Consider the following 25,909-nt stretch of genomic DNA (forward strand, 5'->3'; position numbering starts at 1 on the left):
TCCGGCCGGGGAGGGGAACGGGCCGGGTCCCGGTGCGGCGTACGGTTTCGCGGGTTTCGCGGGGAGATCACCGGGGAGGTTGCCGCGACGCAGGAGAACGTCCGAAGGAGCACCTGATGCGGTCACCGTCCCGATCGAAGCGTCTGCCGGCCCTCGCCATCGCCGTCGCCGCCGTCGTACCGGTGACGGCCCTGCCCGCGGCCGCCGCCCCCGCCGTCGTCGCCCCCGCGGCCGCCGCGTCCGCCCGAACCGCACCCGGCGCGGTCGTACCCGGCACCCTCTCGTCCGGTACCGTCGCATCCGGCACCCTCTCCTCCGGCACCGTCGCGTCCCGCACCGTCGTACCGGCCGTGACGACCGGCGCCGAGCCGAAGATCCCGGACAGCCCGGCGGGACGGCAGCTGCGCTGGTTCCTCGGCGCGACGGATCGGGCGCCCGTGGCCGAGCACGAGCTGCGGGAGCACTTCAACGCCGGTTACCTCTCCTCGCTGACCCTCGACGGCGTCAACGCCTTCCTGAAGGCGGCGAAGGGGTTCCGCCTGGAGAGACTGACCAGGGTCACGCCGTCGTCGCTGGCCGGGGCCGGGAGGATCGGCGAGAAGGACTTCGTCGTCCAGCTCGGCGTGGACGGCGACGGAAGGATCAACCTGGCCGGGGTCACCCCTCCGGCCCCCTCCGTGCCCGCCGCACCGCGGACCTGGAAGCAGCTCGACGCCCGGCTCCGCAAGGTCGCCCCGCGGACCGGCCTCCTGGCCGCGGAGATCGACTCCCGGGGCAGGTGCGACGTCGCGCACGCCGTGGCGCCGGACACGGTCCGGCCACTGGGGTCGGTCTTCAAGCTGTACGTGCTGGGCGCCGTGGCCGAGAAGATCCGTGACGGCGGGCTGAGCTGGAACACCAAGATCACGATCAGGCCCGAGTGGAAGAGCCTGGGCGAGGACGGGCTGACGACCCGCCCGGACGGCAGCACCGTCACGGTCAGCGAGGCCGCCAAGCTGATGATCTCCATCAGCGACAACACCGCCACCGACGTCCTGATCCACACGGTCGGCCGCAAGGCCGTGGAGGCAACGGTACGTCGCTGGTCGGGTCACGCCGGGCGGAACACCCCCTTCCTCACCACCCGCGAGGCCTTCCTGCTCAAGGGCGTGAACCACCCCGACCAGGCCCGCACCTACCTGGCGCTGGACGCCGCGGGCCGGCGTGCCTACCTGGCGAACACGGTCGCGAAGCAGTCGCTCTCGGACATCACGCTCTGGGAGAGGCCCAGGGAGATCGACACGCTGGAGTGGTTCGGCTCGCCCCGCGACGTCTGCCGCGCCTACGCGGGCCTGCTCCGCTCGAAGAGCGGGCGGGTCGGCGAGATCATGTCGGTCAACGACCTCGGGCTGAAGCTCGACCGGAAGAAGTGGCCCGCGGTCTGGGCCAAGGGCGGTTCCGAGGTGGGCGTGCTGAACCTGTCGTACGCGGCCCGCTCGGCCTCGGGGAGGACCCACGTCGTCACCGTGTTCGCCTCCGACCCCGGTGCCGCGCTGGACGAGCAGGTGGTCGCCGCCGAGCTGATCTCGCTGAGCCGGGGCGGTTTCGCCCTGGCCGACGACGAGTGACCTCCCGCGGTTCCTCCTCCGCGACGGGCCCCTCCCCGGACCCCTTCCCCGGCTGATACGGGCCGGGTCGCGCACCCCGCCGATCATGATCGTTCTTCGAGGCCGTGGCATCCCGGTGCCACGGCCTCTTTCGCCAAGGAATAGTTGAAACATCAACTGAGTTGTCACGGGCGAACACCGAGGAAGGAACCCGAGATGCCCGCCGTGACCGTAGAGAACCCGCTGACCCTGCCCCGCCTGCCGCAGCCGCTCGACGCGGTCCGCGAGCGTCAGGTGCTGGCCGTGACCACCGCCCCGAGCGGATTCGAGGGAGAGGGCTTCCCGGTCCGCAAGGCACTGGCGACGATCAGGCCGCAGTACCTGGACCCGTTCATCATGATGGACCAGATGGGCGAGGTCGACTACGCGCCGGGCGAGCCCAAGGGCACCCCCTGGCACCCGCACCGGGGCTTCGAGACCGTCACCTACATGATCGACGGGGTGATGGAGCACGCCGACTCGCACGGCGGCGGAGGCACGATCTCCGACGGCGACACCCAGTGGATGACGGCCGGTGGCGGCATCCTGCACCGGGAGGCCCCGCCGGAGTGGCTGGTGAACAAGGGCGGCCTGTTCCACGGGATCCAGCTCTGGGTCAACCTGCCGGGCCGCGAGAAGATGGTCGCGCCCGCGTACCAGGACATCGGCCGGAGCAACGTCGTCCTGCTGAGCAGCCACGACGGCGGGGCGCTGGTCCGCCTGATCGCGGGCGAGGTCGCCGGGTTCACCGGCCCCGGCTCCACCCGGACGCCGATCACCCTGCTGCACGCCTCGCTCAGCCCCGGCTCGCGGCTGACGCTCCCCTGGCGCAAGGACTTCAACGCGCTCGCGTACGTCCTGTCCGGCCGCGGCGGCGTCGGAGCCGACCGGCAGCCGATCGAGTCGGGCCAGCTGGCCGTCTTCGAGGGCTTCGGCACCCTTCCGGGGCTGGGCACCGACGGGGAGACCGTCACGCTCGCCGCGGCGGGAACCCAGGACGGCCGCAGCCCCAACCTGGAGGTCATCGTGCTCGGCGGCCTGCCGATCGGCGAGCCGGTCGCGCACTACGGGCCGTTCGTGATGAACACCCAGGAGGAGCTCGTCAAGGCGTTCGAGGACTACCAGGCGGGCCGCCTCGGCAGCATCCCCGCCGGTCACGCCTGACCCCGGACGCCACCCGGATCCCGGGCGCCCGGACCAGGCGCGTCCGAATCCGGCGCGTCCGGACCAGGACACATTCGAACCAGGACACATTCGAACCGGAACACGTCCGAACCCTAGGACATCCGAATCGAACAACGAGGCCCGGCACCGGTTTCCGGTGCCGGGCCTCGGCATTGAAGTCTTGGCGTTGAAGTCTCGGCACTGAAGTCCCGACGCCGGGGTCTCAGCATTGAAGCCTCGGCGTTGAGGTCTTGGCGCCGGGGTCTCAGCGTTGGACGAGGGTGACGCAGGCGACCCGGGGACCCGCGTTGCCGGCCTCGGCGCCCGCGGTACGGGTCGGCTCGGCGTGGATCACCAGGGACCGGGGCGGCCGTCCGGGACTGAACGCCCAGTCCTGGGTGGCGGTGGCGGTGGCGCCGCCGCGGGCGTCGGTGGTGAAGTCGAGCCAGACCTCGTTCTCGGCGCTCGCGTGGGTGTGGGCGTGCCGGTAGTGCGGCCCGGCGTCGTCCGGCTCGGGGCCGCACGGATTGACGTGCAGGTGCACCCCGTAGGCGCGCGCCGGGAGCATGCCCTTGGCGGTGACCGTGGAGGTGGAGAGCACCGCCCCCGACTCCGCGGTGACCGTGACCTCGGCCCCCGCGGGCACCAGCGCCGTGTCGTAGACGATCGCGGAGGCGCGCTGCGCCGGGGCGGTGAGCGTGCCGCCCCCGGCGAGACGGATCCCGGCGTCGGTCGCGCCGCTCGCGCTCGCGCCGGAGCGATGCCCGGCAGGGTGCTGCGCGTCGACCTGATCGCCGCAGCCCGCGCAGAGCAGGAGGGCGGCGACGAGAACTCCCAGGGTGCGCACAATGATCTCCCTGACCGGGCCGACGAGGAACAGCGTCCACCCTAATCGTGATCTCGTGATCACACAGGGTGTTGGCCGCTTCCGGTCAGTGGGTGCCGTAGCCCTCGGCGACGATGACCTTGGCCATCTCCGCGTACCCGGCGGGGTCGTCGGGGGCGAACGTGCCCAGGCCGTCGACGTAGCGGTTGAACATGCAGAACGCCGCCGCGATGAGCACCGTGTCGTGGATCTCCAGGTCGGTGGCGCCCTCCGCCCTGGCGGCCTCGACGTGCTTGTCGGAGACCTCCTGCCCGCCCTGCTGCACGGCCGCCGCGATGGCCAGCAGCGCCTTCGTCTTCGCCGGAATCGGCGCGCCGTCCGGATCCGCGCGCACCTGCTCCACCAGCGTCATCCCCTCGGGCAGCTGCGCGGCGGCGAACGCGGCGTGCGAGGAGAAGCAGAACCGGCAGCTGTTCAGCGACGACACGTACGCCGCGATCAGCTCGCGTTCCCCGCGCGACAGCGTGCTGTCGCCGCGGAGCAGGACCTCCACGAGCTGGTTGAGCGGCCCTGCCGTCTCCGGGCGGAACCGGAAGAGGCCGAGGATCCCGGGCTCGTCGGTGGGGAGGGTGATGTGGGGCATGGGGGGCTCCCTGCGCTGATGAAGGAGAGGATCTCTCGCTCGTCCGTCACGAGAAGGGGGTCTCGTGAACGCCTTCATGGTCCGCACGGCCGGATGCGCCCGTCAATGACCGATCTTGCTCACCGTCCCCCTGCCGTCCTGTGAAACCCACCGCCCCCCCGCCGTCCCGTGAAGGCCCCCCGCCGTCCCGTGAAGGCCCCCCGCCGTCCCGTGAAGGCCCCCGACCGGCCGGGCGCTCAGGCGCCGGCGGCTATCTCGTCGATCCGGGCGGCCAGGGTGAAGTCCAGCTCGGTCAGGCCGCCGGCGTCGTGCGTGGTCAGCGCAAGGTGCAGGGTGCGCCAGCGGATGTCGATGTCGGGGTGGTGGTTGAGCTTCTCGGCCTCGACCGCGATCTCGTCCACGATGCGGATCGCGGCCGGGAAGTCGGCGGCGGTGATCGTGCGGCGGATCTCGTCGCCCTCGCGCCGCCACTCGGGCACTGCGGTGAGCCTGTCGCGCACCGCGGAGTCGTCAAGCAGGTTCATCCCGCCAGGAGATCACGTCCGGGGTGAGGACGCCAAGCCGGGGCAGGGTTCCGGCGCGCCGGGCCATGGCCAGGATGTCCCGGGCCATCGAGGTGGCGTGGCTGGCCCGGTCGAGCAGGGGCTCCAGCTCGGGCAGCAGGCCGGGCAGCCGGGTGAGGCTCCAGGCGTGCCAGTCCGACAGGCGGGTACCGCCGCCGTCCGGGTCCTCGGCGCGGTGGGCGGCCAGGATCGGGCACTCCCGGTCGATGCGCAGCAGCCAGTCCTCGATGTCGGCGTTGAGGGCGGCGACCCGGGAGGGGGCCGCGTGCAGCCAGCCGTCGTCGTCGATCCGGTCGGAGTCGCCGTCGGCGGCCGGGTAGGAGCGGACCAGCGCGCCGTGCAGGGACAGGCCGCTGGAGACCATCAGCTGGCGTCCCTCGCACCAGTCGATCGCCCCGCGCAGCGGGGCCGGGACGGTGTCGGTGATGACCGCCCGCTGGGAGGCCGAGGGTTCCCGGGCGAAGCGCACGTGCACCTCTGCCCACATGTAGTAGCTTGCCTCCCCCGCGCCGAAGAACGGGAAGGGGAAGTCCTGGTCGGGATGGGCCATGGTGTCCGGTGCTCCGCGGGAAGGGGACGGGAGTCGCTTACGCCTATGAACGACTCCCGGCACCCCTTCCGGGATTACTCCGCGGGACCGGTGATCTGACCGGATCCGGTCATCCGGTGGTCGCCGGACGGCTCGGGCTCACTTGACGGCGCCGGAGGTGAGGCCCGACTGGATCTGGCGCTGGAAGATGATGTAGACGATCATGACGGGCACGATGGCCATGCTCAGCGCGGCGAACAGGCCGGGCCAGTCGGCCTCGTACCCGGCGTTGGTGGAGATGTTGGCGACGCCCTGGGTGATCAGCCACTTGTCCTCGACGTTGCCGGTGAGCAGCACGATCGGCAGCAGGTACTGGTTCCACTGGCCCAGGATGTTGAAGATCGTGATGCTGACCAGGCCCGGCTTGGCCATGGGCACCATGATCTGGAAGAACGTCCGGGTGTGCGAGCAGCCGTCCATCATCGCCGCCTCGGCCACCGAGGTGGGCAGCGTCTTGAAGAACGCCGACAGGAAGAAGACCGTGAACGGCAGCGAGTAGGCGATGTAGACCAGGATCACGCCGAGGTGGGTGTCGAGCAGGCCGAGGTTCTTGACCACGAAGAACAGCGGGACCAGCGCGAGGAAGACCGGGAACGTCATCCCCGACACGAACAGGAAGTAGATGAGCCTGTTGCCGGGGAAGGTGTAGCGCGCCAGCACGTACGCCGCCATCGAGCCCAGCAGCATGGTGCCGGCCGTGGCGCACGCCACCACGAAGACGGTGTTCAGCATGTACTGCCCGATGTGGGCCTTCTCCCAGGCCCGTCCCCAGGCGTCCCAGCCGAACGAGGCCGGCAGCGTGACGGCGTCCCCGAAGATCTCGGTGTTGGTCTTGAAGGAGGACAGGAACGTCCACAGGATCGGGCCGACGATCAGGATCGCCCAGACCAGCAGCGCCAGGTGGGAGAGCACCCCGAAGGCGCCGATCGGGTTCCTCCTGCGGCGCCTCACGTGCGCCGGGGCGGAAGGGCGGGTGGCGGGCTTGCGAGCCGTGTCCGTGGCCATCAGAACTCGATCCTCTCGCGCCGGGTCACGCGCAGGGTGAGGGCGGCGAACGTGATGGTCAGGAAGAACAGCGCCACGCCCATCGCCGAGGCGTAGCCGAACTTGGAGAAGTTGAACGCGGTGCGCCAGATCTCCATCGGCAGCACCGTGGTGGAGTTGTCCGGCCCGCCGCGGTCGACCGAGAGCACCTGGACCAGAGCGAAGGCGTCGAAGGCGGCGATGCCGAGGTAGACCCAGGCGACCTGCATGGTGTCCCAGAGCAGCGGGACCGTGATCCGGAAGAACAGGGTGAACCGGCCGGCGCCGTCCAGCGCGGCGGCCTCGAACACGTCCGCCGGGATCGACGACATGCCGGCCGAGAACAGCACCACGTAGAAGCCGACCGCCTGCCAGACCATCACGCCGATGATCGACAGCAGGGCGATGTCCGGGTCGATGAGCCAGCCGACCGGGTCGATGCCGACCTTGCCGAGCAGGCTGTTGAGCACGCCGGTCTCGTCCGGGCGGTAGATCGCCTGGAAGAGGACGCCGACGATGGCCACGGCCAGGACCTGGGGCAGGAAGAAGATCACACGATAGACCTTCGAGCCCCAGATCCCGGCCATCCGGCCGCCGTGCTGCCCGCCGCCCAGGTTGAGCAGGAAGGAGAAGAACAGCGCGATCACGAGCGTGGCCAGCGGCATGACAAGCAGCAGAACACCGTGGTGACGCACCGCAGCCCAGAAGACCTCGTCGTCAAAGAGCCTGGTGAAGTTCTCCAGGCCGATGAACCGGGGGTTCGCCGAGATGCCCTTCCAGTCGGTCAGCGAGATGTAGAAAGCCTGGACGTACGGGCTGACCACGAAGACCACGTAGAGGAGGACGGGCGCGGCGAGAAAGCCGACGATGAACGGGTACTTGCCCTGCCGCATGGGGAGCTACACCGTCCGCTTCTGCTTGGTGACGGACGAGTCGGCCTTGGTCTTGTCGGCGGCCTTCTGCACCTTCTCGCAGAACTCGTCGGCGGAGATGCGGCCGAACATCAGGGCGTTGGTCTGCTTGCGCAGCTCGGTCTCGAACTCCTTGTACCAGTTCTCGAAGCTGCTGAAGGTGACGATGTTCTGGCCCGCGGCGCTCTGGGCGGCGCTGAGGCTCGCGTTGCCGGGGGTCAGCTCCAGGCCGTCGGCGGCACCGGTCACGACGGTGATGTTGCCGGACTTCTCGGTGAAGCCCTTGGCGCCCTCCTTGGAGAGCATGATGCGCAGGTACTCCAGGCCGCCCCGGGGGTTCTTGGCCTTGGCGGGGACGATGTAGGCCTCGCCGGCCGCGGCGCGGATGGCCTCGAAAGGCATCTTGTCGGCCGCGGTGACGCTGGGGGTGGGCGTCAGCGCGTACTTGAACTCCTTGGGCGTCTGCGCCTTCTGCTCGTTCTCCAGCCAGGAGCCCGACGGGTACAGCGCGACCTTGCCCTGGTTCTGGCGGAGCTGCACCTCGGTGTGGATCAGGCCCTCGAAGGACTTGTCCATGTGCTTGCCGATCTCGGCCCAGGCGGCGGCGGACTGCTTCATGGCGTCGCGCTGCCAGACGCCGTCGACGAGGTTGTCGACGTCGACCAGGATCTGGTTGCCCTCGATCTTGGCGGCGGAGATGAGGATCATCCAGTACGCGTAGTAGGCGGCGTTCTTGCCGGCGTACGCGAACGGGGTGATCCCGGCGGCCTTGGCCGTCTCGGCGAAGGTCTTGAACTCGTCGAAGGTCTTCGGCGGCGTCCAGCCCTTCTCCTCGAACAGCGCGGAGTCGTACCAGAGACCGTACGCGGAGAAGACGTAGTTCATCAGGTACGGCTTGCCGTCGATGAGGCCGGACTCGACGGTGCCCGGCGCGACCATGTCGCGCACCTTCTTGCTCGGGTCGTCGATCGAGGGGGCGTCCCAGAGCTCGGTGAGCTCCAGCAGCTGGCCCTCCTTCTGCAGGGCGGCGTTGTCCATCAGGTCGGTGCCGGAGTTGGCGATCATGTCGGGGACGTCGCCGCCGGCGAACCGCGGCTGCAGGGTCTGCGCGATCTGCTGGGTGGCGACGTGCTTGATCTGCGCCTGCGGGAAGGCCTTCTTGTACAGCGGCTCGTGGACCTCCACGGCGTAGCCGTCACCGAGGCCGCCCTTGAAGATCACGACCTCGAGGGGCGCGTTCGCGGGGACGCCGAACGGGTTCTTCGCGGACACCGCGCCGCCCGCCGAGGCGGCCGGCGAGGCGCTGGAGGCGGGAGCCGCGCCACCGCCGGTGGCGCAGGCGGTGAGCAGCCCGGCGCCGGGACCGGCGATCAGGGCGCTCATGCCGATCCGGCGGAGCATCTGCCGCCGGGTGATGTCTCCGGGCGTACCGGCCGAATGGGACATGCAACCCTCCTGAACGGGGGATGAATTAGGAAAGTTTCCTAAACGTTTGCCCGAAGGTACGTACCCCGGAGTCCACCGTCAAGGGTTCGCAGCCGGTCTAGACCGAGCCGTGATGTCCCCGCGACCTATCCGGTAGCCGTCGGACGCCGAGGAAGCACGATCCGCTGACAGAACGGCACACGGTAGCCGATATTCTCCCGATGACCATTGACGTTCGCACGTCAGGGAGGTAAAGGAACCGCACCTTCCGGTCACCTGGGAGCGGCAACCGGTCTAGACCAGATAATGGGGGTTTGCCGCCCGGTACCGCAAGCCCCTACTTTTGGGACATGTTGCTGGCCGAGCAGCGCCGCCTGCTGTGTGAGTACGGCCACCGCGCCGCCGCGTCCGGTCTGGTGGTAGGGACCGCGGGGAACCTCAGCGTCCGCGCGGGCGACCTGGTGGCGGTGACGCCCGGCGGCGTCCCCCTCGACCGGCTGGAGCCCGAGGCCTGTCCCGTCGTCGACGTCGGGGGCCACCTCGTGGACGGTGACCTGTCCCCCTCCTCCGAGACGCCCATGCACCTGGCGGTCTACGCGGCCACCGGGGCCGGTGCCGTGGTGCACACCCACTCGGTCTTCGGCACCGTGGTCGCCACCACCATGGGCGAGCTGCCGCCGATCCACTACAACGCCCTGCTGCTGGGCGGGACCGTCCGCGTCGCGGACTACGCCACCTACGGCACCCCCGAGCTGGCGGCCTCCGTACGGGAGGCCCTGGCCGGCAAGCGCGCCGCGCTGATGGCCAACCACGGCGGGGTCACGATCGGCGACGACCTGGACGGCGCCTTCGAGGCGACCCGGTTGCTGGAGTGGCTCTGCGAGGTCTACGTGCGCGCCAGGTCCGTCGGCGAGCCGCGCGTGCTCACCGAGGAGCAGCTCGCCGACGTGGTCCGGCGCGCCTTCGACCCGCCCACCTTCCCCCGTCGCGAGGACTGACCCGATGCCCCTGCAGCTCACCGGCGCCCCGAGCGATCCGGACCTCATCCGCCTGCCCTGGGACGTCCCGCTGGAGAACTGGCCCGAGCACCGCCTGGTCTCCCTGCCGCGCGGCATCTCCCGGCACGTGGTGCGCTTCACCCGGCTCTCGGGCAAGGTGTACGCGATCAAGGAGATCAGCGAGTACTACGCCAAGCGCGAGTACCGCCTGCTGTGGGACCTGTCCAGGATGGACACCCCGTCCGTCGAGCCGGTGGCCGTGGTCACCGGGCGCGCCGACGCCTCGGGCGAGCCGCTCGACTCCGCGCTCATCACCCAGCACCTGCAGTTCTCCCTGCCCTACCGGGCGGTCATGTCCGGGACGGTACGGCCCGAGACGCTCAACCGGCTGCTCGACGCCCTGGCCGTGCTGCTGGTACGGCTGCACATCAGCGGCTTCTACTGGGGCGACTGCTCGCTGTCGAACATCCTGTTCCGCCGGGACGCGGGCTCGTTCGCCGCCTACCTGGTCGACGCCGAGACCGGCGAGCTGCACCCCATGATCAGCGAGGGGCAGCGGCTGTACGACATCGAGGTGGCGCACACCAACATCTTCGGCGAGATGCTCGACCTGGAGGCCGGTGGGCTGCTGCACCCCACCATCGACCCGGAGCGGGTCGCCGACTCCATCTGCGAGCGCTACCACCGCCTGTGGGGCGAGCTGACCTCCGACGACATCATCGAGGAGGTCGACTGGCACATGATCGACCAGCGGATCCGGCGGCTGAACTCGCTGGGCTTCGACGTCGCCGAGATGATGGTCCGCCGCAAGGCCGGCACCGGCCGCCTGATCGTCCGGCCCAAGGTGGTGGACGCCGGGCACCACCAGCGCAGGCTGCTCCGGCTCACCGGCCTGGACGTGGAGGAGAACCAGGCCAGGCGGCTGCTGAACGACCTCGACTCCTTCCGGGTCTCGGTCGGCCTGCGCCACGAGGACGAGGCGATCGTGGCCCACCGCTGGCTGGCCGAGGTCTTCCAGCCCACGGTGGAGGCCGTGCCGCAGGAGCTGCGGGGCAAGCTGGAGCCGGCCCAGTTCTTCCACGAGGTGCTCGACCACCGCTGGTACATGTCGGAGGAGGCCGGGGCCGATGTCGGGCTGCCCGCCGCGGTGGATTCCTATGTGAAGAACATTCTTGTTTTCAAGCCGGACGAAAAGGCTCTCATCACCGACGATTTGGAGGATTGATTCCACCCGGAGTGTGTCTTTTCCCACCCGGTTAATGAATCGTATGTCTTTTCCGGCCATATCAACTGATGAGCCGGAGTATTCCCCGTGCTTTTCCCTACGCTGTCCGGGCGATGCGTGACATCACCGGCGAGGGAGAGCACGTGCTCGGAATCGAAGACTGCCTGACCGAGGTGATGGCCATCCCCGGTGCCCTGGACGCGATCCTCATCGACCAGACCAGCGGGACGGCCGTGGCGGCCGGCGGCGCGAGCCGTCACACCGGCGTGGAGGGCGTGGAGAGGTCGGCCGCGGGACTGAACGAGACCCTGCGCGCGACGCTGGACGGGCTGGCCGTCGTCTCCCCCGGCGGCACGGTCCGGATCGACGACATGATGGTGACCACCGACGGCGGCCACCACGTGCTGAGGCCGCTGGAGACGCCCTTCGACGGCCCGCTCGTCATCTACGTCCGGCTCGACCGGGACCGCTCGAACCTCGCGCTGGCCCGGCACCGGCTCCAGGTGCTCTCCGGCCGTCTGACATCGACGTGAGCCCGTGCCGAGCGTCGAGAGCGTCCGCACTACCGGTACCCCCAGCGCCCGCAGTGCCCAGGGGGTCCTCGGCGTCCTCGACGGGCTCGCCGCCGACCGCGCCACCGGCTCGCTCCGCCTCGGCCGGGCGGGGGTCCTCTACCTCACCGACGGACGGGTCACCTACGCCCAGAGCGCGGCGGCCCCCCGGCTGGAGGACCTGCTCGTCACCGGCGCCGGGGTCCCCGCCGGGCTCCTGCGCAGCGTCAGGCGCGCCGCCGCGGCCGAGCTGCGGGAGGGGACGGCCCGCGGCCCTCTGGTCTCCGGTGGAGAGCGGCTGGTCGAGCAGGGCCTGCTGACCAGGGGCGAGCTGGAGTTCTGCGTGCTGAGCGCGGTGCTCGACGCCGCGTACTTCCTGCTGGGGACGACCACGGGCAGGCCGCGGTTCCGGCCCGGCGAGCGGCACTGGCTCGGGCCGCAGTGGCACGTCGACGTGACCGGCCTGCTTCGGGAGTGCGAGCGGAGGAGGGAACGGTTGGAACGGACCTGGCCGTCGGCGGAGCTGGACACGCTCCCGGTCGTCCCGCTGCGGCGCATCGGCGCCCAGCGGGTGATGCTGAGCCCGTTGCAGTGGGAGGTGCTGGTCGGCGCGGACCGCACCGCGACCCCGGCCGAGCTGGCCCGCAGGCTGGGCCGCCCCGCCTACTCGGTGCTGCTGGCCGTACGGCAGCTCGCCTCCTCGGGACTGCTCCAGAGACCGGCCTCGACTCCCGCTCCTGCTCCGGCCCCGCCTCCGGCCCCGGGCGCCGCTCCGGGTCCGGGTTCGGCTCCGGGGTCGGGGTCGGGGTCGGGGTCGGGGTCGGGCGAGGTTCCCGGCGAGCCCGACGCGCGGGATTCGCTGCCCAGGCGGGCCAGGGGCGCCACGGACATCCCGCACGCCCCGGCGGGTTCCATGCGGACGGCGGAGTGGCTGCCCAGGGCGAACGGGGACCCGGCCGACGTGAACCTGCTCATCCGGCTCAGGAACGCATTGGAGGCACTGACATGAGCCCGGTTCGATGCCGATAAGGCTGCGGACACCGAAGCTGATCGGAAGGAGGGTGCCGGTGGAACTGCGTGAGCAGGTACGCCGTGAGATGGCGCTGCTGCGCGAGCGCATCCCCGACGTCGACGGGAGCATCGCGAGCAGCGTCGACGGCCTGACCATAGCGAGCGACCTGAACGACGAGACCGAGCAGACCGGCGCGCTCTCCTCCGCGTTGCTGGCCCTGAGCCGTCGGATGACGGGCATGACCGGCAAGGGCGGCTTCGAGGAGACGCTGATCTCCGGCACCAACGGCCACGCGGCCCTCTACGCCGCCGGCCCCACGATCGTCCTCACAGTGCTGGCGCGCCCGGGGACCAACCTCGGGCTGCTCAGGCTGGAGGGCAGGAAGACGGCGGCCCGGCTGGCCGCCATCACCTCGCGTACGTCGATATCCCAGTGAACATCCAGTGAGCGGAGGCAGGAATGGGCAACATGGACATCTCTCTCAAGGAGATGATGGCGATCGACGGCGCCATCGGCGCGGTGATCGTCGACTACGGCAGCGGGATGGCGCTGGGCGCGCTCGGCGGTTCCAAGGACCTCGACCTTCAGGTGGCCGCGGCCGGCAACACCGAGGTCGTCAAGGCCAAGATGCGGACCATGGACTCGCTCGGCCTCAAGGACGGCATCGAGGACATCCTCATCACGCTCGGTACGCAGTACCACGTGATCCGCCCGCTCACCGGCCGGAACGGCAAGGGTCTCTTCATGTACCTGGCCCTCGACCGGAACCGGTCCAACCTGGCGCTCGCCCGGCACACCCTCCGGAGCATCGAGGAGAAGATCGAGGTCTGAACCTCCCGGCGCGTCCCGGGCGCACGTCCCGGCGGTCTGGGTTGCGGCGGTCTGGGTTGCGGCGGTCCGGGTTCCCGGAGCCCGTGTGCCGTCGGGTCGTTCGTCGACGGGTCGTCCGTCGGCGGCCGGGCCCCGGGGCGTACGGTCCCGGGCCCGGGACGCCGGGTCCTCAGCGTGCCGCGGCGGCGGCCTGGTCGGCGGAGCCGGTGAGCTCCTCGATCGCGTCGGCGAAGGCCGTCCAGAGTTCGCGGGGCAGGTCGTGGCCCATGCCGGGGAAGGTGAGCAGGCGCGCGCCCGGGATCGCCTCGGCCGTGGCGATCCCCCCGGAGACCGGGACGAGCTGGTCGTCCTCCCCGTGCAGGACGAGGGCCAGCACCGTCAGCTTCGCCAGCAGCGGGGCGCGGTCCTCGGAGGCCATGATCGCGGCCAGTTGCCTGGCGGTGCCCGGCGGGTCGTAGGCCCTGTCGTAGCTCAGGGCGGCGACCCTCGCGATCCGCTCGCGGTCGGCCGGGTAACCGGGTGAGCCGATGACGTCCCAGGTCGCGACGGCCCGCCGGATCGCCGCCTCGCGGTCGGGCGAGGGCGGCGACATGAGCGCGGCCATCGCGGCCTCGGTCGGGGGCGCCGCCCGCGGGCTGGGGGTGGACATGATCGAGGTGAGGCTGCGCACCCGGTGCGGGTGGCGGATCGCCAGCGACTGCGCGATCATCCCGCCCATCGAGACGCCCACCACGTGCGCGGAGTCCAGGCCGAGTGCCTCCAGCAGCCCCGCGGCGTCGTCGGCCATGTCGCCGACCAGGTAGGGGACCCGGCCGTTCCAGCCGGGTCCGGGTGCTCCGGCCTCGTGCAGGTGGGTGCTCTCACCGACGTCACGGTTGTCGAAACGCACCACGTGGTGCCCGCGCCCGGCGAGCAGCCCGCAGAAGTCCTCGTCCCAGTGGATCATCTGGGAGCCGAGTCCCATGATCAACAGGAGCGGGCGGTCCTCGGGGGAGCCGAAGGTGTCGTAGGCGATCTCGATGCCGTTCGCCCGGGTTCGCAGAGTCGTCATGGCACTCCTACCGTGTTGATCCTGCGAAACAGAATGCCATTCTGTAGAGGATCCGGCACCGGCGGGGCCGGTCGCGACGACCGGCTACCAGACGACGGCGCCCGGCTCCCGCACGCTCAGCCCGGCCGCGGAGAGGGCTTCGGCCATGACCTTGGGCTTGGCCGACATCGGCGCGGCGCTCACCTGCTCGGTCCCGGTGACCTTCTTCGGCCGTCCGGACTTGGCCAGCACGGTCTTGGGCGGATCGGCCGGGTTGGGGTCCTTGCGGCCCCAGGCACCGGTGGAGAAGGCCACGGGGTGGTTCTTCCTGCCCACGCCGTCGCCCCACCGGGTGATCACGTACTCGACGTCGATGTGGCCCATGCCACCGTTGCCGTCCACACCGAGCGTGCCGGCGTTGAAGGTGCCGCCGGTCAGGTCGGCGAAGGTCTTGGCGTCGATGTCGAGCATGATGCCGCGGTTGGAGGGCACCCCGGGGCCGCGGTCGCCGACGAAGAACTTGGCCCGCTTGCCCTTGTAGAGGATGTAGCCCTCGGTGAGCAGCGGCCAGCTCGGGCTGGCGATCATGCCCTTCTGCATCGGCTTGCCACTGGCCGGCAGGCCGGTGTCCCCGGCGCGGCCGGAGGAGTCGTCCCAGAAGTAGGAGGCGCGGGTGGATCCGTGGAGCAGGACTGCCTCGACGCCGTCCTCGGGGCCGCTCACCGCGGAGGTGGTGGCGGCGGCGAGGGACGGAGAGGCGGGGAGTGCGGAGGCGACGCCCGCGGAGGCGAGCACGCTCACCCCGACGAGGGCGGCTGCGGCCAGGCGGTTCTTGTGCATGCCAAAGAAGAGGTTCATGGGGGAAAGGCTCTTTCGCGAGGGAACGGGGCTACCGCGTGCGACACGCCGAAAAGGGGCGCACGGGCGAGGGCGCGCTGTCGGAGAAAAGGCGTAACCGGACGAACCAGTCGTTACGCAGAGCGCTGCCTGGAAATGCCGCGATCAGGCGCGGCGCGAAAGGTACGGGGGATGGGGGACGGGGGGCAGGGGAAGGTTCAGGTGGTCGGCGCGGACAGGGGGTGCACCGACGCGGTGACGCGGTCATCCATGAGGGGGTCTCCTCTCCATCTCGTCTACCGGGTTAGCTGACGGGTTCGGGCGGTGGAGTTGCCCTACCGCCGCATGAGCGGCGGATTCACCCCGGAAAATGGGTCCCCGGTTCCCGCGGCATCCGGCCTGCGGGATTCGACGTCGGGCGGTCGCTCCCTCTTGTGAAGGGCAGGTCACCGGCCGATAACAGGGGACACTACCCACGAGAACCAGACAAAGCAAAGCAAAGACCACGAAAACCCCAGAAGATCTACCTTGTTGGCAAAAAGTCCCCTAAAGCACTCAACATCCAGGATTGCTCGGACGGGCGTCTCGCGGCCCCACAGGCCCGCCCGCTACGGGGATCGCGGCCCCCCGGCCCCGGGACGGCTCAGTCCCACCAGAACGACCAGGCGTTCCTGCCCTTGATCTGCTCGGCGTAGTCGATGAGGGTCCCCGCGCCCTGGATGATGCTGTCGGGGCAGAACGTCCAGTGCTCCGCGGCGACCTGCAGGGCGTGCTCGAAGGTCGTCGGCGGGGCCGCCACGCTGACGTCGAGGGTGTTGAACCCCATCCCGACCACCCGCACCCCGAACCTGTCCTCCCAGCTGCGCACGACGGCCGCGAGCGGGACCATCCACTCGTTGTGGTTCAGCGCGCCCTGCCAGCCCATGACGGCCAGGGCGTCGGCACCGCGGTCGACCGCGACGAGCCCGAGCGGCGTCCTGCGCTCGGCCACCATCCCCGCGTACCAGTCCGCGACCACCCCGGGGTCGGCGGCGAGCCTGCCCGCGGGGGCCGGGCCGGGGCACTCCGGGCCGAAGGGGTCGAGCAGTTCGAGCTGGTCGACGTGGGCCCTGGCGATCCAGTCGGACCACACCTCGGCCATGAACGCCTCGACGTGGTAGTTGTCGATCTCGGCCGCCGCGTCCGGGGCGATCTGACCGGCCGACCAGGGCTGGACGGAGTCCTCCAGCAGCACCGGCCACAGCCCCGACCGCTCGTGCTCGGCCCGCAGCCGCGCCCAGTACTCCCCCGAGACCGTCACCTCGCTGAGCCAGAAGGCCGGACGGTGACGGATCGCGAGCTGAGCGTAACCGGGGTCGGGCCAGACCAGCTCACCCGGCGGCAGGTCCACCGAGAGCCTCCTGCCCTCACCTCCGCTCATCCCGCGAGCTCCGTCGGCTCCGTCGGCGAACAACTGGCGCAGAACGGGCGGAAGCTTCCCCTGCTCGCAATCGTTCATCTCTACCGATCCGATCCTGACCACGGATCAATTTTGGCCTGTCAAGCACCCCGAGGGACAGTTGTGCCCTGGACCGAGCAAAAATTAGAGGAAGATCCATGCCGCTCGACGGCCGTCCGGTAGAGGACGTTATGCTGCTCGATGGCCGCGAGAAAGCGCTATCCACTCCCTTGACCTGGTATTCGGCGTACCGGATCATCCCGGGAGGACCGGCGGACGGCCGGGTACGACCGATCACCGACCCCGCTGCGTGAGGAGCCCCTTCCATGACCGACCTGGTCACGCTCGGCGAGAGCATGGCACTGTTCAGCGCGCGGCGCACCGGCCCGCTCAGGCACGCCCGCGACTTCGGGCTGGGCGTGGGGGGCGCGGAGTCGAACGTGGCCATCGGCGTCTCCCGGCTCGGCGGGCGCTCGGCCTGGATCGGCAGGGTGGGCGACGACGAGTTCGGGGAACTGCTCCGCTCGACGCTGGCGGGCGAGGGCGTCGACGTACGGGGGATGCGGGTCGACCCGGACACGCCCACCGGCCTGATGATCAAGAGCAGGCGCACGGCCGAGGTGGTGGACGTGCGCTACTACCGCTCGGCGAGCGCCGGATCCCGGCTCTGCCCGGCCGACCTGGACACCTCGATGATCCGTTCGGCCCGCGTGCTGCACGTCACCGGCATCACCCCGGCCCTGTCGGCCTCCGCCGCCGAGGCGGTCCGGGCCGCGATCGCCGAGGCCCGCGACGCGGGGGTGACCGTGTCGATGGACGTCAACTACCGCCGGGCACTGTGGACGCCCGCCGAGGCGTCCGCCGTGCTGCGGGAGATCGTCCCGACGGTGGACGTCATGTTCGCGACCGAGGCCGAGGCCCGGCTGGTCGTGGAGGGCAACGACCAGCTCGCCCTGGCCCGCGCCCTGGCCGACCTCGGCCCGCGCCACGTCCTCGTCAAGCGCGGCTCGCTGGGCGCGATGGAACTCTCCGACGGCGTCGTACGGCACGCCGAGCCGCACCGGGTCACCGAGGTCGACCCGGTGGGCGCCGGGGACGCCTTCGCCGCGGGCTGGATCGCCGAGACCCTCGCGGGAGCCGATCCACAGGAGCGCCTGGCCACGGCGTCGGCCGCCGGGGCCTTCGCGGTCACCGCCGACGGCGACTGGGAGAGCCTCCCCCGCCGCTCCGACCTCGGCCTGCTGCGCCCGTCCGGCGACGCGGTCAGCCGCTGAGCGGCCTCACCGCGCCGACCGGCACCGACCCGCACCGACCCGCACCGACCGGCGCCGACCGGCTCGTCGCGCCGTACGACGCGAAGGGCCCGCGACGGCTCGTGAGGCACCCCTACGGCTCGAAGATCACCAGCGGGTGCCGCCAGGACATCTCCAGCACGACCCGGCACACCTCCCCGGCCCGGGGGAAGACCGCGCTCATCAGCACGAAGTCCTCCCCCACGCTCAACGGCTCGGACCACGGCGAGGTCGCGTAGTTCTCGGCGGTCAGGTCGGGGAAGACCGACGTCAGCTCCTCGTAGAAGGCCGCCACCTCCGGGCTCGGCTCGCCGCAGGCGATCTCGCTCCCGGTCCGGAGGAGGTACCGGCGGAGGGCCTCGGCCGCGGTGAGCGGTTCGGTTCCGAGCCAGACTCCGAGATCAAAACTCACACCGCGCCCTCGCCGTCCTCGTCTCCGCCGTACCTGCCCGGCCGTCGGATCCTACGTGCCCCGCGGGCGCCCGATATGCGCGACCGGCACGGAAGCGTCAGCCCTTGCATACCGGCTCCGGTCCGGCGGTGATCCTGTCGGTGGCGGGCCATAGGGTGGCGGCATGATCATTGTTTCAGGCTGGATCCGCGTCGACCCCGACGCCCGGGACGACTACCTGCGAGGGTGCGTGCCCGTGGTCGAGCAGGCCCGCGCCGCGTCCGGCTGCCTCGACTTCACGCTCGGCGCCGACCTCGTCGAGACCGGGCGGATCAACGTCTACGAGCGGTGGGAGTCGAAGGAGGCCCTGGAGGCGTTCCGGGGCTCCGGCCCGGAGGACGACCGGTCCGCGATGATCCGCGACGCCGACGTGTCCCGCTACCAGATCTCCGGGGTCGGCCCCGCCTGATCGGCCGGAAGAGGACCGCGGGGGAGGTTCCGGTCCCAGGACGGGCTCAGGTCACGGCCGAGCACTGGCTCCGGCCCGTCCGGCAGGCGGATACTGCGTTCCTGGGAAGCACCCGGCGGTTCCTCTCCCCCGATACCGTGACGTCTCCCGTGCAGGAGGATCGATGCGCACCCCGGCAGAGAACACGACGGCGCCACGCGCCACCCTTCCCTACCTGTGCGGGGTGGCCGCCGGCCTCCTGTTCGTCACCGCGTTCCTGATCGAGGGGGCCACCCGCGCCGGCTACGACCCGATGCGCCATCCGGTCAGCTCCCTGTCCCTGGGTCCGTACGGATGGACGCAGGTCGCCAACTTCGTCGTCACCGGTCTGCTGATGCTGGTCTTCGCCGTCGGCCTGCGCCGGGATCTCCGTACGCCCGGACGGCGCTCGACCTGGGGGCCGCTGCTGATCGGTGCGAGCGCGATCGGGTTGATCGGCGCCGGTGTCTTCCCGACCGACCCGATCGGCGGCTATCCGCCCGGCACGGCCGCGCGGGGCGTCTCCACCTGGCAGGGCCGTCTCCACGACGTCCCGTTCTCGTTGCTCTTCTTCGCCGCGCTGGCCGCCGCGTGCTTCGTGTTCGCCCGCCGCTTCGCCGGATGGGGCGAGACCGGCTGGGCGGTCTACTCGGCGGCCGGCGGGCTGGTGTTCCTCGTCTCGTTCGTGCTCGCCGGGATGGGGTTCTCCGGGGCCGAGGGCTTCGCCGGTCTCGGTGGCCTGATGCAGCGGATCTCGATCGCGACCGGTTTCTGCTGGCTCGGCCTCCTGGCCGTCCACCTGCTGCGGACCCGCCCGGACCCCGTGTCGGCACGCCCCACCGCCGCCGACCTCCCCTGACCCGTCCCCGTCCATCCCTGTTCGTCCCATCCGTGTCCCGTCCGTGCCCGTCCAGTGCCCCGGACGATCCCGGGGCGGTGGCCGACGGCCCGGATCCGGGCTGCGGCAGACTGGTCACGAGAGAAAGGGGTGCCCACCATGACCGACAAGCCCGTTCTTCAGCCCAGCGCCAAGCATCCGATCACGATCACGGCGAACCCGGCCCGGGTCGTCGTCTCGGTCTCCGGCCGGGTGGTCGCCGACTCGCAGCGCGTGCTGACGCTGCAGGAGGCCTCGTACCCGCCCGTTCAGTACATCCCGATCGACGACGTCGACCGCTCGCTGCTGGAGCGGACCGACACCGCCACCTACTGCCCGTTCAAGGGCGACGCGAGCTACTACACCGTCACGGTGGACGGCGAGCAGGTGGTGGACGCTTTGTGGGTCTACGAGTCGCCGCACCCGGCCGTCGCCGAGATCAAGGACCACGTCGCCTTCTACCCCGAGCGCGTCGACTCCATCGACGAGCAGCCGGTCGCCTGACCGTCTCCCCCGTCGGGCGACGGATCTCGGGGCCGGCCTCAGGTCGTCGAGCGGCCGACCGTGTGATCGTCTGTGATCGTCTGTGATCGTCTCCCGCTGCGAGTCCGACGGGGAGGAACGGGGCCGTCGGTCCGGTCCCACGACGTCCTGCGTCCGGGCGTGCGGGCATCGGTGACGCCCGCACGCCCGGACGGGACAGGAACCCCGCCGGTTGCCCGCACGTCCTACAGACCATGGATCACGCGCGGTTCCTCCGGCCGATCGCCGTCACGATGACCTCCGTCATCGCGGCCGGCGCGCTCTCCGCGTGCACGGCCACCGTCGCCGACCACAGGTCGCCGACCCCGTCCAGGTCCGCCACACCGCCGAAGCCGCAGCAGCCGTCGTCCGGCGACACCCCCGGCGCGGGTACGACCTCGACCGAGACGGGAACGGGTGCCGGAAAGGCACGGACGGAGATCGCGGGTCCGGGACAGGCTCGGGTCAGGAGGGAACTACGCGGGCTGGAGAAGTCCTTCAAGGGGCGCATCGGCGCGTACGCCCTGGACACGGCGACCGGCAGGACGGTGACGTACCGGGCGGGCGAGCGTTTCCCGATGCTGTCCACCTTCAAGGCACCCCTGTGCGCGAACGTGCTGCACAGGGCGCGCACCTCCGAACCCGGACTGATGAACAGGGTCGTCAGGTGGACGGCCGCCGACATGACGCCCAACTCGCCGGTCACCGAGAAGCACCTCAGGGACGGCCTGACCGTCACCCGGCTGTGCGAGGCGGCCATGAATCAGAGCGACGGCACCGCGTCCAACCTGCTGCTCACACTGGTCGGCGGGCCCGCGGGCCTGACGAGGTACTTCCGCGGGCTGAAGGATCCGGTCTCCCGCATGGACCGCCGCCACCCCGGGCTCAACGACTGGACCCCGAAGGAGAGGCGCGACACCACCACGCCCAAGGCCATCGGCCGCGACCTGCGCGTGCTCACGACCGGCCGGGCGTTGCACGCCAAGGACCGTGAACGGTTCGTCGCCTGGCTGCTCGCGAACAGGACCGGTGACGAGCGCATCAGGGCGGGCCTGCCCAGGACATGGATCGTCGGCGACAAGACCGGCACCAACTCCGACGGGTTCGGCGGCGGGAACGACATCGCCGTCATCTGGCCTGCCAGGGGTGCGGCTCCCATCATCATGGCGATCTACACCAACCGCACCCCGGGTCTTCCCACCGACGACCCGACCATCGCGAAGACCGCCACCGTCCTGGCCCGCGGGCTCGGCAGGCTCTGAGACGCAGGCCGGGAACGAACCGGGTCCCGGACGGCACGCGTCGCGGCGGAACTCGACGTGGACGTCAACGTGCCGGTGACGGTGACGGTGACACCGTTGCGCCGGACCGCCGGAGCCGTTCCCACTCGTCGCGGGTGAGCTCGTACTCGACATCGCCGTGCTCGGAACCCTCGATCGCCTCCGGCCAGTCCCCGGTGAAGGTCCGGACGAACGACAGGCCGGCCTTCTCCATCACGCGCCGGGAGCGCGTGTTGACGGCCATGGTGTTCGCGGTCACCCGCTCCACGCCGAGATCCGTGAACCCCTTGCGGATCAGGGCCCGCGCCCCCTCCGTCGCATGACCGGCCCCCCAGGCGGACCTGTTCAGCCGGTAGCCGAGTTCGACCACGCGGGGATCGTGGTCGTCCAGGGGACGGAACTCGAACCAGCCCAGAAAGGCTCCGGTGGCCCTCTCCTCCGCGGCCCAGTAGCCGCGGGTGCCGAAGCACGGATGGTCGTGGAGGAGCCGCGGCAGGGTGCTCGTCAGGATCGCCTCGCGGCTCGTCGGGCGGCCCCCGTCGATGAAGCGCATCACCTCGGGGTCGCCGTCCAGCGCGAGCAGGTGGTCGGTGTCGGCCTCGGTGAACGCGCGGAGCACGAGCCGGTCGGTCTCCAGGAGGATGCGCATACCGGAAATCCTCACCATCGGCGCCCGGGGGCGCCACCGGATATCGGGCCGGTGAGGGACGAGGGGTTGGAGCGTGACTCGTCTGCCGACCGGTGGCAGCAGACGAGTCACGCCCTCAGCGCCTGGTGCGGGGACTCAGCAGGCCTTCATCCCTCTGACGCTCGCCCAGCCCGCGATGACACGCGACGACGAAACGGTCCTTCCGCCAGGAATGGTGTGACACGACCCGTCCGTGGTCCCGGCGATCTCCAGCTTGCGCTGGACCGTGTAGGAGTGGCAGTTGCGAATCGTGTAGTAGACGATCTTCAGGGGGCCGCCGGGCAGGTCACCCGTCGAGTGGGTGAGACCGCACGGCACCGCGGACACCTTGGCCTGGAGCGCCACCGCCGTCCTCGCCGCGGGCGTGACGGCGGCCTCGGCGGACGCGGACGCCGTCATCGTGAGGCTGCCGGCGAGAGCCGCCACCGTCGCGACCGAAGCGGCGGCCCACCTGACTTTTCCTGTGTTCTGCATTTTGATTCTCCTTTTGTGTTCCTACGCGGGCGGCGTTTCCGCCCGCTGGGGCGTTTCAACCGCGCGGGCCGGACCATTCGACCGAACGCCGCCCGACCGGCTTCCCGAGAAAGGAGATCATCGCTCGGCCCGAACCGTAAAGGCCTTCCTCGAAAAACAACTCAAATGCAAATGGCAACGCCCGTGACCTGGCCGAACGCAATTGCATTGCAAATGCAATCGCATTTGCGGGCAGCGGTCGGACGCGTTCCGCGGAAGAAGCGGCGAGGAGCCGGGACACGATACGGTGGACGTGAAATGTCCTGACTTGCCCATAGAGAACCAGGGAGTCGAACGAGGCATGGTCGGAACTAATCGGACATCGAGCGAGAAAGATGACACGATTACGGAGTTCTTCGACCGCTTCTTCGGGTACGTGGAGGAGGCGGCGCGACGCTCGGAGCATGTGAAACAACGGCAGGCCCGTCGTGACGGCGACGGAAAGCCATTGGACGTCGACCTTGCCAAGGCGCTGGACCTGAGCCCTTCCACAATCGGACACTGGCGCAAGGAGCGGCATTTCCCGCGTCAGACATTGATCTCCTCCGTGCTCGTCCGAGCGGGACTGGACGTCGAGCACGGCGAGCACACCGCCTTCCTCGGCCTCGCGCGTCGCGCTCATCGTGCGTGGACGATGCGCGAATCGGCCACCGCCGGCTCGGGAAGGGCCGTGCCCGCCGAAGCCAGGGCGTACGACACCGTCAACGCCCCCATTCGCAGCACCGGCGCGCACGGCATCTCTGAGCAGATACCCGACAGAAGAGATGAAACGGCAGACCCAGCACGCGATACGAGGGAGGAGTTCGAACCCGGCCTGCCACAGGAAAGGCGTCCGGAAACGGCGGCCTTTCCCCCACCCCTCATTCAGGAGCGACGCTGCTCGGATCCGGACGACATTCTTCTTTCGGGGACGGTGGCTGAGGGCGAGGTTCGCGTCCGGCTGGCCAGGGCGGCCAACGCGCTGGCGAGAAAGCTGCGGGCGCAGTGGGAGGAGGAGGCGGCCGATCGCGGACTGGACAACCCGCCGCCGATCCCACCGCGCTGGGTGAGAACCTCCCGGCCCGTCGCCAGCCGGTTGCGGGTGGCTCTGGACGATCCGCAGCGTCCCCGCTTCATGCCGCTGCCCGGCACCCGGCAGGCGACGGCACAGGCGGTCGAGGGCGGTGGGCTCGCCGGGTTGTTCGACCTGTACGCGGGGCTGGGCTCAGGCCGCATCGTCGTCATGGGTCACCGCGGCACCGGCAAGAGCGCGACAGCCATCCTGTTACTGCTGGAGGCACTGGATCACCGGGTCCGCCTGCCCCTTCCGCAGGCCATGAGAACGCCGGTCCCGGTGCTGCTGAACGCCTGCGACTGGGATCCCCGACGCCACGGTCTCGACGACTGGTTCGCCCGGCAGCTCGCCACCGCCTACACCTTCCTCGCCTCGCCCGAATACGGCCCGGACGCGGCGGGCGAGCTGGTTCGCCACGGCATGGTCTCGCTGCTCCTGGACGGCTTCGACGAGATGGACCGATCCCGCCAGGTACAGGCGTTGCAGCACATCAACCGCCGGCGCCGTTCCTTCCGGCTGCTGGTGCTGGCCCGCACCGACGACTTCACCGCCGCCGTACAGGCCGAGACCAGGCCGCTGCACGGCGCCGCGGCGGTGGAGCTCCTGCCGGTCACGGGCGAGCAGGCGATCGGATATCTGCAGGACCACCGGCCGGACCCACCTCCCCACGGCGATCCCGTGAGCCGGCTGATCGACCGGCTCCGGCAGCACCCCGACGACCCGGTCAGCCGGGCACTGGACACGCCGCTGACCCTCACCCTCCTGCGCGAGGACCCGCACGCCGCCGCCGACCTGCTCCGGCCAGGTCGCTTCACCACGCGCGAGCAGGCCGAGGACCACCTGCTCGACCGCGTCGTTCCCACCGCCTACCCGCCCCACCGGCCCGGCCCTTCGGCGGAGCAGGCCCGCAGGTGGCTCGGCTTTCTGGCCACCCGGATGGGCCGCGGTGACCTGGCATGGTGGCGGATGCACCACTGGGCACCGATGTGGGAGCGCTGCCTGATCAACGCCCTTGCCGGGACGCTGTTGATGAGCGGGATCGGCGCCGTGGTGTTCGGCCCGATCGGGCGGTACACGGTCGCCGGTGACACCGGAGCGGCTTTCGGCGTGTGGTACGGCGCCCTCATGGGCGGGTGTTTCGGGTTGCTGGCCGGTCTGGTCTCCGAACTGCGCGATCCTCCTCCCGACTGGACGGACAGGCTCGGCACCGTCTTCGGCGGGCGGCTCGCCCGCCTGCTGCGCCGACGGCCGCGCTCGGTGTTCAACACCGCGGTCGGATCGGCGATCTTCATGGTGGTGACCATGGCCGTGGGCAACCAGAGCACCTACTCCTGCGGCCTGGCCGCCGGGATCGTCGCGGCGGCCGCCGCCGGGCACGCGGCCACCCGCGTCCGCCCCACGTCCAGCACCGGCTCCCGGTGGGGCAGGCTGCGTCCGGGCGGCGTCGATCTGCTGGCCGCCGCGACCATCGGGGGGCCGATCGGGCTGGCCTACGGCGTGAGCAAGACGCCGTTGCACGGAACGTTCGCCGGGCTGATCGCCGCCTTCGGGTTCGGGCTCATGGTCAGCGTGGCCCGCCCGATCGCCGACATCGACACCCCGCCCACCCCCGGCATGCGCCGGCGCCTGGACCGCCGGCGCGCCCTGCTGGTGGCGTGCAGCGCCGCGATCCCCATCGGCCTGGCGCTGGGCTTCCAGAACGGCCGTACCCACGGCCTGGCGGCCGGGATCGTCACCGCCACCGGGTTCGGCGTCATGATCGCCCTCGGTTCCGTCGCGGCGATCTCCGACATCTGGCGCACCGGCCTGCTCTTCGCCCAGCTCCGGATGCGCGGGCTGTTCCCTCTGCGTGGGATGCGGTTCCTCGAAGACGCCCGCCGACGTCATGTGCTGCGCACCGCCGGGGCCAGATACCAGTTCAAACACGATCGGCTCCGAGCCACCCTCGCCGGCGACCGTCGACACTCCGACCCGCCGCCGCACTGAATGCGCGACTCACGGGAGGGACGGCGTGAGCTTTCTCGGCCCGCCGGGCACCGGCAAGGCCCGCTCGGCGGCCGGTCCGGCGATCCGGGCCTGTCGGGCCGGGCCTGTCGGGCCGGGCCTGTCGGGCC

28 protein-coding genes and 1 riboswitch are annotated in these 25,909 nt (G+C 70.7%); of the genes, 14 read left to right on the forward strand and 14 right to left on the reverse strand.

Annotated features, from left to right (window positions below):
- Positions 1 to 116 precede the first annotated feature (116 nt).
- Both ACIBCT_RS05385 and ACIBCT_RS05390 read left to right on the forward strand, forming a co-directional pair.
- Positions 117 to 1,607, forward strand: coding sequence for a serine hydrolase (locus ACIBCT_RS05385; RefSeq protein ID WP_399186160.1), 1,491 nt, complete (start codon positions 117 to 119; stop codon positions 1,605 to 1,607).
- Positions 1,608 to 1,802: 195 nt separating this feature from the next.
- Positions 1,803 to 2,789, forward strand: coding sequence for a pirin family protein (locus ACIBCT_RS05390; RefSeq protein WP_399186161.1), 987 nt, complete (start codon positions 1,803 to 1,805; stop codon positions 2,787 to 2,789).
- A 265-nt stretch (positions 2,790 to 3,054) separates the two neighbouring features.
- Here the strand turns inward: ACIBCT_RS05390 and ACIBCT_RS05395 are convergent, their stop codons facing one another.
- The 7 genes from ACIBCT_RS05395 to ngcE form a co-directional block, all read right to left on the reverse strand.
- Positions 3,055 to 3,636: a superoxide dismutase family protein gene (locus ACIBCT_RS05395; RefSeq protein ID WP_399186162.1), complete on the reverse strand. Its 582-nt coding sequence runs from the start codon at positions 3,634 to 3,636 to the stop codon at positions 3,055 to 3,057.
- An 85-nt stretch (positions 3,637 to 3,721) separates the two neighbouring features.
- On the reverse strand, positions 3,722 to 4,258 hold the full coding sequence (locus tag ACIBCT_RS05400; RefSeq protein ID WP_344895073.1) for a carboxymuconolactone decarboxylase family protein: 537 nt from the start codon (positions 4,256 to 4,258) through the stop codon (positions 3,722 to 3,724).
- 236 nt (positions 4,259 to 4,494) lie between these two features.
- Positions 4,495 to 4,782 (reverse strand): 4a-hydroxytetrahydrobiopterin dehydratase, encoded by a 288-nt coding sequence (locus tag ACIBCT_RS05405; RefSeq protein WP_399186163.1) that lies wholly within the window; start codon positions 4,780 to 4,782, stop codon positions 4,495 to 4,497.
- Positions 4,769 to 5,371, reverse strand: coding sequence for a hypothetical protein (locus tag ACIBCT_RS05410; protein WP_399186164.1), 603 nt, complete (start codon positions 5,369 to 5,371; stop codon positions 4,769 to 4,771). The genes ACIBCT_RS05405 and ACIBCT_RS05410 overlap by 14 nt, the downstream gene beginning before the upstream one ends.
- A gap of 138 nt (positions 5,372 to 5,509) precedes the next feature.
- A complete protein-coding gene (locus ACIBCT_RS05415; RefSeq protein WP_399186165.1) occupies positions 5,510 to 6,415 on the reverse strand; it encodes a carbohydrate ABC transporter permease in 906 nt (301 codons plus the stop codon).
- A complete protein-coding gene (locus ACIBCT_RS05420; protein ID WP_399186166.1) occupies positions 6,415 to 7,326 on the reverse strand; it encodes a carbohydrate ABC transporter permease in 912 nt (303 codons plus the stop codon). Before ACIBCT_RS05420 ends, ACIBCT_RS05415 begins: the two co-directional genes overlap by 1 nt.
- A 6-nt stretch (positions 7,327 to 7,332) precedes the next feature.
- The gene (gene ngcE, locus ACIBCT_RS05425) at positions 7,333 to 8,790 is read right to left on the reverse strand and encodes an N-acetylglucosamine/diacetylchitobiose ABC transporter substrate-binding protein (protein WP_399186167.1); all 1,458 of its coding nucleotides are present in this window, start codon (positions 8,788 to 8,790) and stop codon (positions 7,333 to 7,335) included.
- A gap of 329 nt (positions 8,791 to 9,119) precedes the next feature.
- Here ngcE and ACIBCT_RS05430 point away from each other — a divergent pair, with 329 nt between their 5' ends.
- The 6 genes from ACIBCT_RS05430 (at position 9,120) to ACIBCT_RS05455 (ending at position 13,386) form a co-directional block, all read left to right on the forward strand.
- On the forward strand, positions 9,120 to 9,767 hold the full coding sequence (locus tag ACIBCT_RS05430; RefSeq protein WP_399186168.1) for a class II aldolase/adducin family protein: 648 nt from the start codon (positions 9,120 to 9,122) through the stop codon (positions 9,765 to 9,767).
- A gap of 4 nt (positions 9,768 to 9,771) precedes the next feature.
- The gene (locus tag ACIBCT_RS05435) at positions 9,772 to 10,992 is read left to right on the forward strand and encodes a DUF4032 domain-containing protein (RefSeq protein ID WP_399186169.1); all 1,221 of its coding nucleotides are present in this window, start codon (positions 9,772 to 9,774) and stop codon (positions 10,990 to 10,992) included.
- A gap of 143 nt (positions 10,993 to 11,135) precedes the next feature.
- Positions 11,136 to 11,525 (forward strand): roadblock/LC7 domain-containing protein, encoded by a 390-nt coding sequence (locus tag ACIBCT_RS05440; protein ID WP_399186170.1) that lies wholly within the window; start codon positions 11,136 to 11,138, stop codon positions 11,523 to 11,525.
- A 4-nt stretch (positions 11,526 to 11,529) separates the two neighbouring features.
- Positions 11,530 to 12,552 carry a DUF4388 domain-containing protein gene (locus ACIBCT_RS05445; protein WP_399186171.1) on the forward strand — a complete coding sequence of 341 codons (1,023 nt, stop codon included), beginning with the start codon at positions 11,530 to 11,532 and terminating at the stop codon, positions 12,550 to 12,552.
- A 58-nt stretch (positions 12,553 to 12,610) separates the two neighbouring features.
- A complete protein-coding gene (locus tag ACIBCT_RS05450; protein WP_399186172.1) occupies positions 12,611 to 12,991 on the forward strand; it encodes a roadblock/LC7 domain-containing protein in 381 nt (126 codons plus the stop codon).
- 23 nt (positions 12,992 to 13,014) lie between these two features.
- Entirely contained in the window at positions 13,015 to 13,386 is a 372-nt protein-coding gene (locus tag ACIBCT_RS05455) for a hypothetical protein (protein ID WP_399186173.1), read from the forward strand.
- Between the two features lie 169 nt (positions 13,387 to 13,555).
- On the opposite strand, the gene ACIBCT_RS05460 is transcribed toward ACIBCT_RS05455, so the two are convergent.
- The 3 genes from ACIBCT_RS05460 to ACIBCT_RS05470 form a co-directional block, all read right to left on the reverse strand.
- A complete protein-coding gene (locus ACIBCT_RS05460) occupies positions 13,556 to 14,437 on the reverse strand; it encodes an alpha/beta fold hydrolase (protein WP_399186174.1) in 882 nt (293 codons plus the stop codon).
- Positions 14,438 to 14,521: 84 nt separating this feature from the next.
- Positions 14,522 to 15,274, reverse strand: coding sequence for a hypothetical protein (locus tag ACIBCT_RS05465; protein ID WP_399186175.1), 753 nt, complete (start codon positions 15,272 to 15,274; stop codon positions 14,522 to 14,524).
- A gap of 257 nt (positions 15,275 to 15,531) precedes the next feature.
- Positions 15,532 to 15,677, reverse strand: a riboswitch (cyclic di-AMP (ydaO/yuaA leader).
- A gap of 219 nt (positions 15,678 to 15,896) precedes the next feature.
- Positions 15,897 to 16,673, reverse strand: a complete 777-nt coding sequence (locus tag ACIBCT_RS05470) for a DUF4253 domain-containing protein (RefSeq protein WP_399186176.1) — start codon at positions 16,671 to 16,673, stop codon at positions 15,897 to 15,899.
- Between the two features lie 344 nt (positions 16,674 to 17,017).
- On the opposite strand from ACIBCT_RS05470, the gene ACIBCT_RS05475 reads away from it, so the two are divergent.
- Positions 17,018 to 17,965: a sugar kinase gene (locus tag ACIBCT_RS05475; protein WP_399186177.1), complete on the forward strand. Its 948-nt coding sequence runs from the start codon at positions 17,018 to 17,020 to the stop codon at positions 17,963 to 17,965.
- Between the two features lie 112 nt (positions 17,966 to 18,077).
- Here the strand turns inward: ACIBCT_RS05475 and ACIBCT_RS05480 are convergent, their stop codons facing one another.
- Entirely contained in the window at positions 18,078 to 18,395 is a 318-nt protein-coding gene (locus ACIBCT_RS05480) for a hypothetical protein (protein WP_399186178.1), read from the reverse strand.
- Between the two features lie 163 nt (positions 18,396 to 18,558).
- Between ACIBCT_RS05480 and ACIBCT_RS05485 the strand changes: the two genes are divergently transcribed.
- The 4 genes from ACIBCT_RS05485 to bla all read left to right on the forward strand — a co-directional run bounded on the left by ACIBCT_RS05485 (position 18,559) and on the right by bla (position 21,522).
- Entirely contained in the window at positions 18,559 to 18,843 is a 285-nt protein-coding gene (locus ACIBCT_RS05485) for a putative quinol monooxygenase (RefSeq protein ID WP_399186179.1), read from the forward strand.
- Between the two features lie 163 nt (positions 18,844 to 19,006).
- On the forward strand, positions 19,007 to 19,720 hold the full coding sequence (locus tag ACIBCT_RS05490) for a DUF998 domain-containing protein (RefSeq protein WP_399186180.1): 714 nt from the start codon (positions 19,007 to 19,009) through the stop codon (positions 19,718 to 19,720).
- Between the two features lie 138 nt (positions 19,721 to 19,858).
- Positions 19,859 to 20,242 (forward strand): DUF427 domain-containing protein, encoded by a 384-nt coding sequence (locus ACIBCT_RS05495; RefSeq protein ID WP_399186181.1) that lies wholly within the window; start codon positions 19,859 to 19,861, stop codon positions 20,240 to 20,242.
- A 233-nt stretch (positions 20,243 to 20,475) separates the two neighbouring features.
- Positions 20,476 to 21,522, forward strand: coding sequence for a class A beta-lactamase (gene bla / locus ACIBCT_RS05500; protein ID WP_399186182.1), 1,047 nt, complete (start codon positions 20,476 to 20,478; stop codon positions 21,520 to 21,522).
- Between the two features lie 64 nt (positions 21,523 to 21,586).
- On the opposite strand, the gene ACIBCT_RS05505 is transcribed toward bla, so the two are convergent.
- From ACIBCT_RS05505 to ACIBCT_RS05515, 3 genes are all read right to left on the reverse strand, one after another.
- Positions 21,587 to 22,189: a GNAT family N-acetyltransferase gene (locus ACIBCT_RS05505; RefSeq protein ID WP_399186183.1), complete on the reverse strand. Its 603-nt coding sequence runs from the start codon at positions 22,187 to 22,189 to the stop codon at positions 21,587 to 21,589.
- Positions 22,190 to 22,324: 135 nt separating this feature from the next.
- Positions 22,325 to 22,702 carry a hypothetical protein gene (locus tag ACIBCT_RS05510; RefSeq protein WP_399186184.1) on the reverse strand — a complete coding sequence of 126 codons (378 nt, stop codon included), beginning with the start codon at positions 22,700 to 22,702 and terminating at the stop codon, positions 22,325 to 22,327.
- A gap of 55 nt (positions 22,703 to 22,757) precedes the next feature.
- Positions 22,758 to 23,363: a hypothetical protein gene (locus ACIBCT_RS05515; RefSeq protein ID WP_399186185.1), complete on the reverse strand. Its 606-nt coding sequence runs from the start codon at positions 23,361 to 23,363 to the stop codon at positions 22,758 to 22,760.
- A 291-nt stretch (positions 23,364 to 23,654) separates the two neighbouring features.
- Between ACIBCT_RS05515 and ACIBCT_RS05520 the strand changes: the two genes are divergently transcribed.
- Positions 23,655 to 25,781: a hypothetical protein gene (locus ACIBCT_RS05520; RefSeq protein WP_399186186.1), complete on the forward strand. Its 2,127-nt coding sequence runs from the start codon at positions 23,655 to 23,657 to the stop codon at positions 25,779 to 25,781.
- Positions 25,782 to 25,909 lie beyond the last annotated feature (128 nt).

This window comes from Streptosporangium sp. NPDC050855 (assembly GCF_044456585.1).
Lineage (GTDB): Bacteria > Actinomycetota > Actinomycetes > Streptosporangiales > Streptosporangiaceae > Streptosporangium > Streptosporangium longisporum.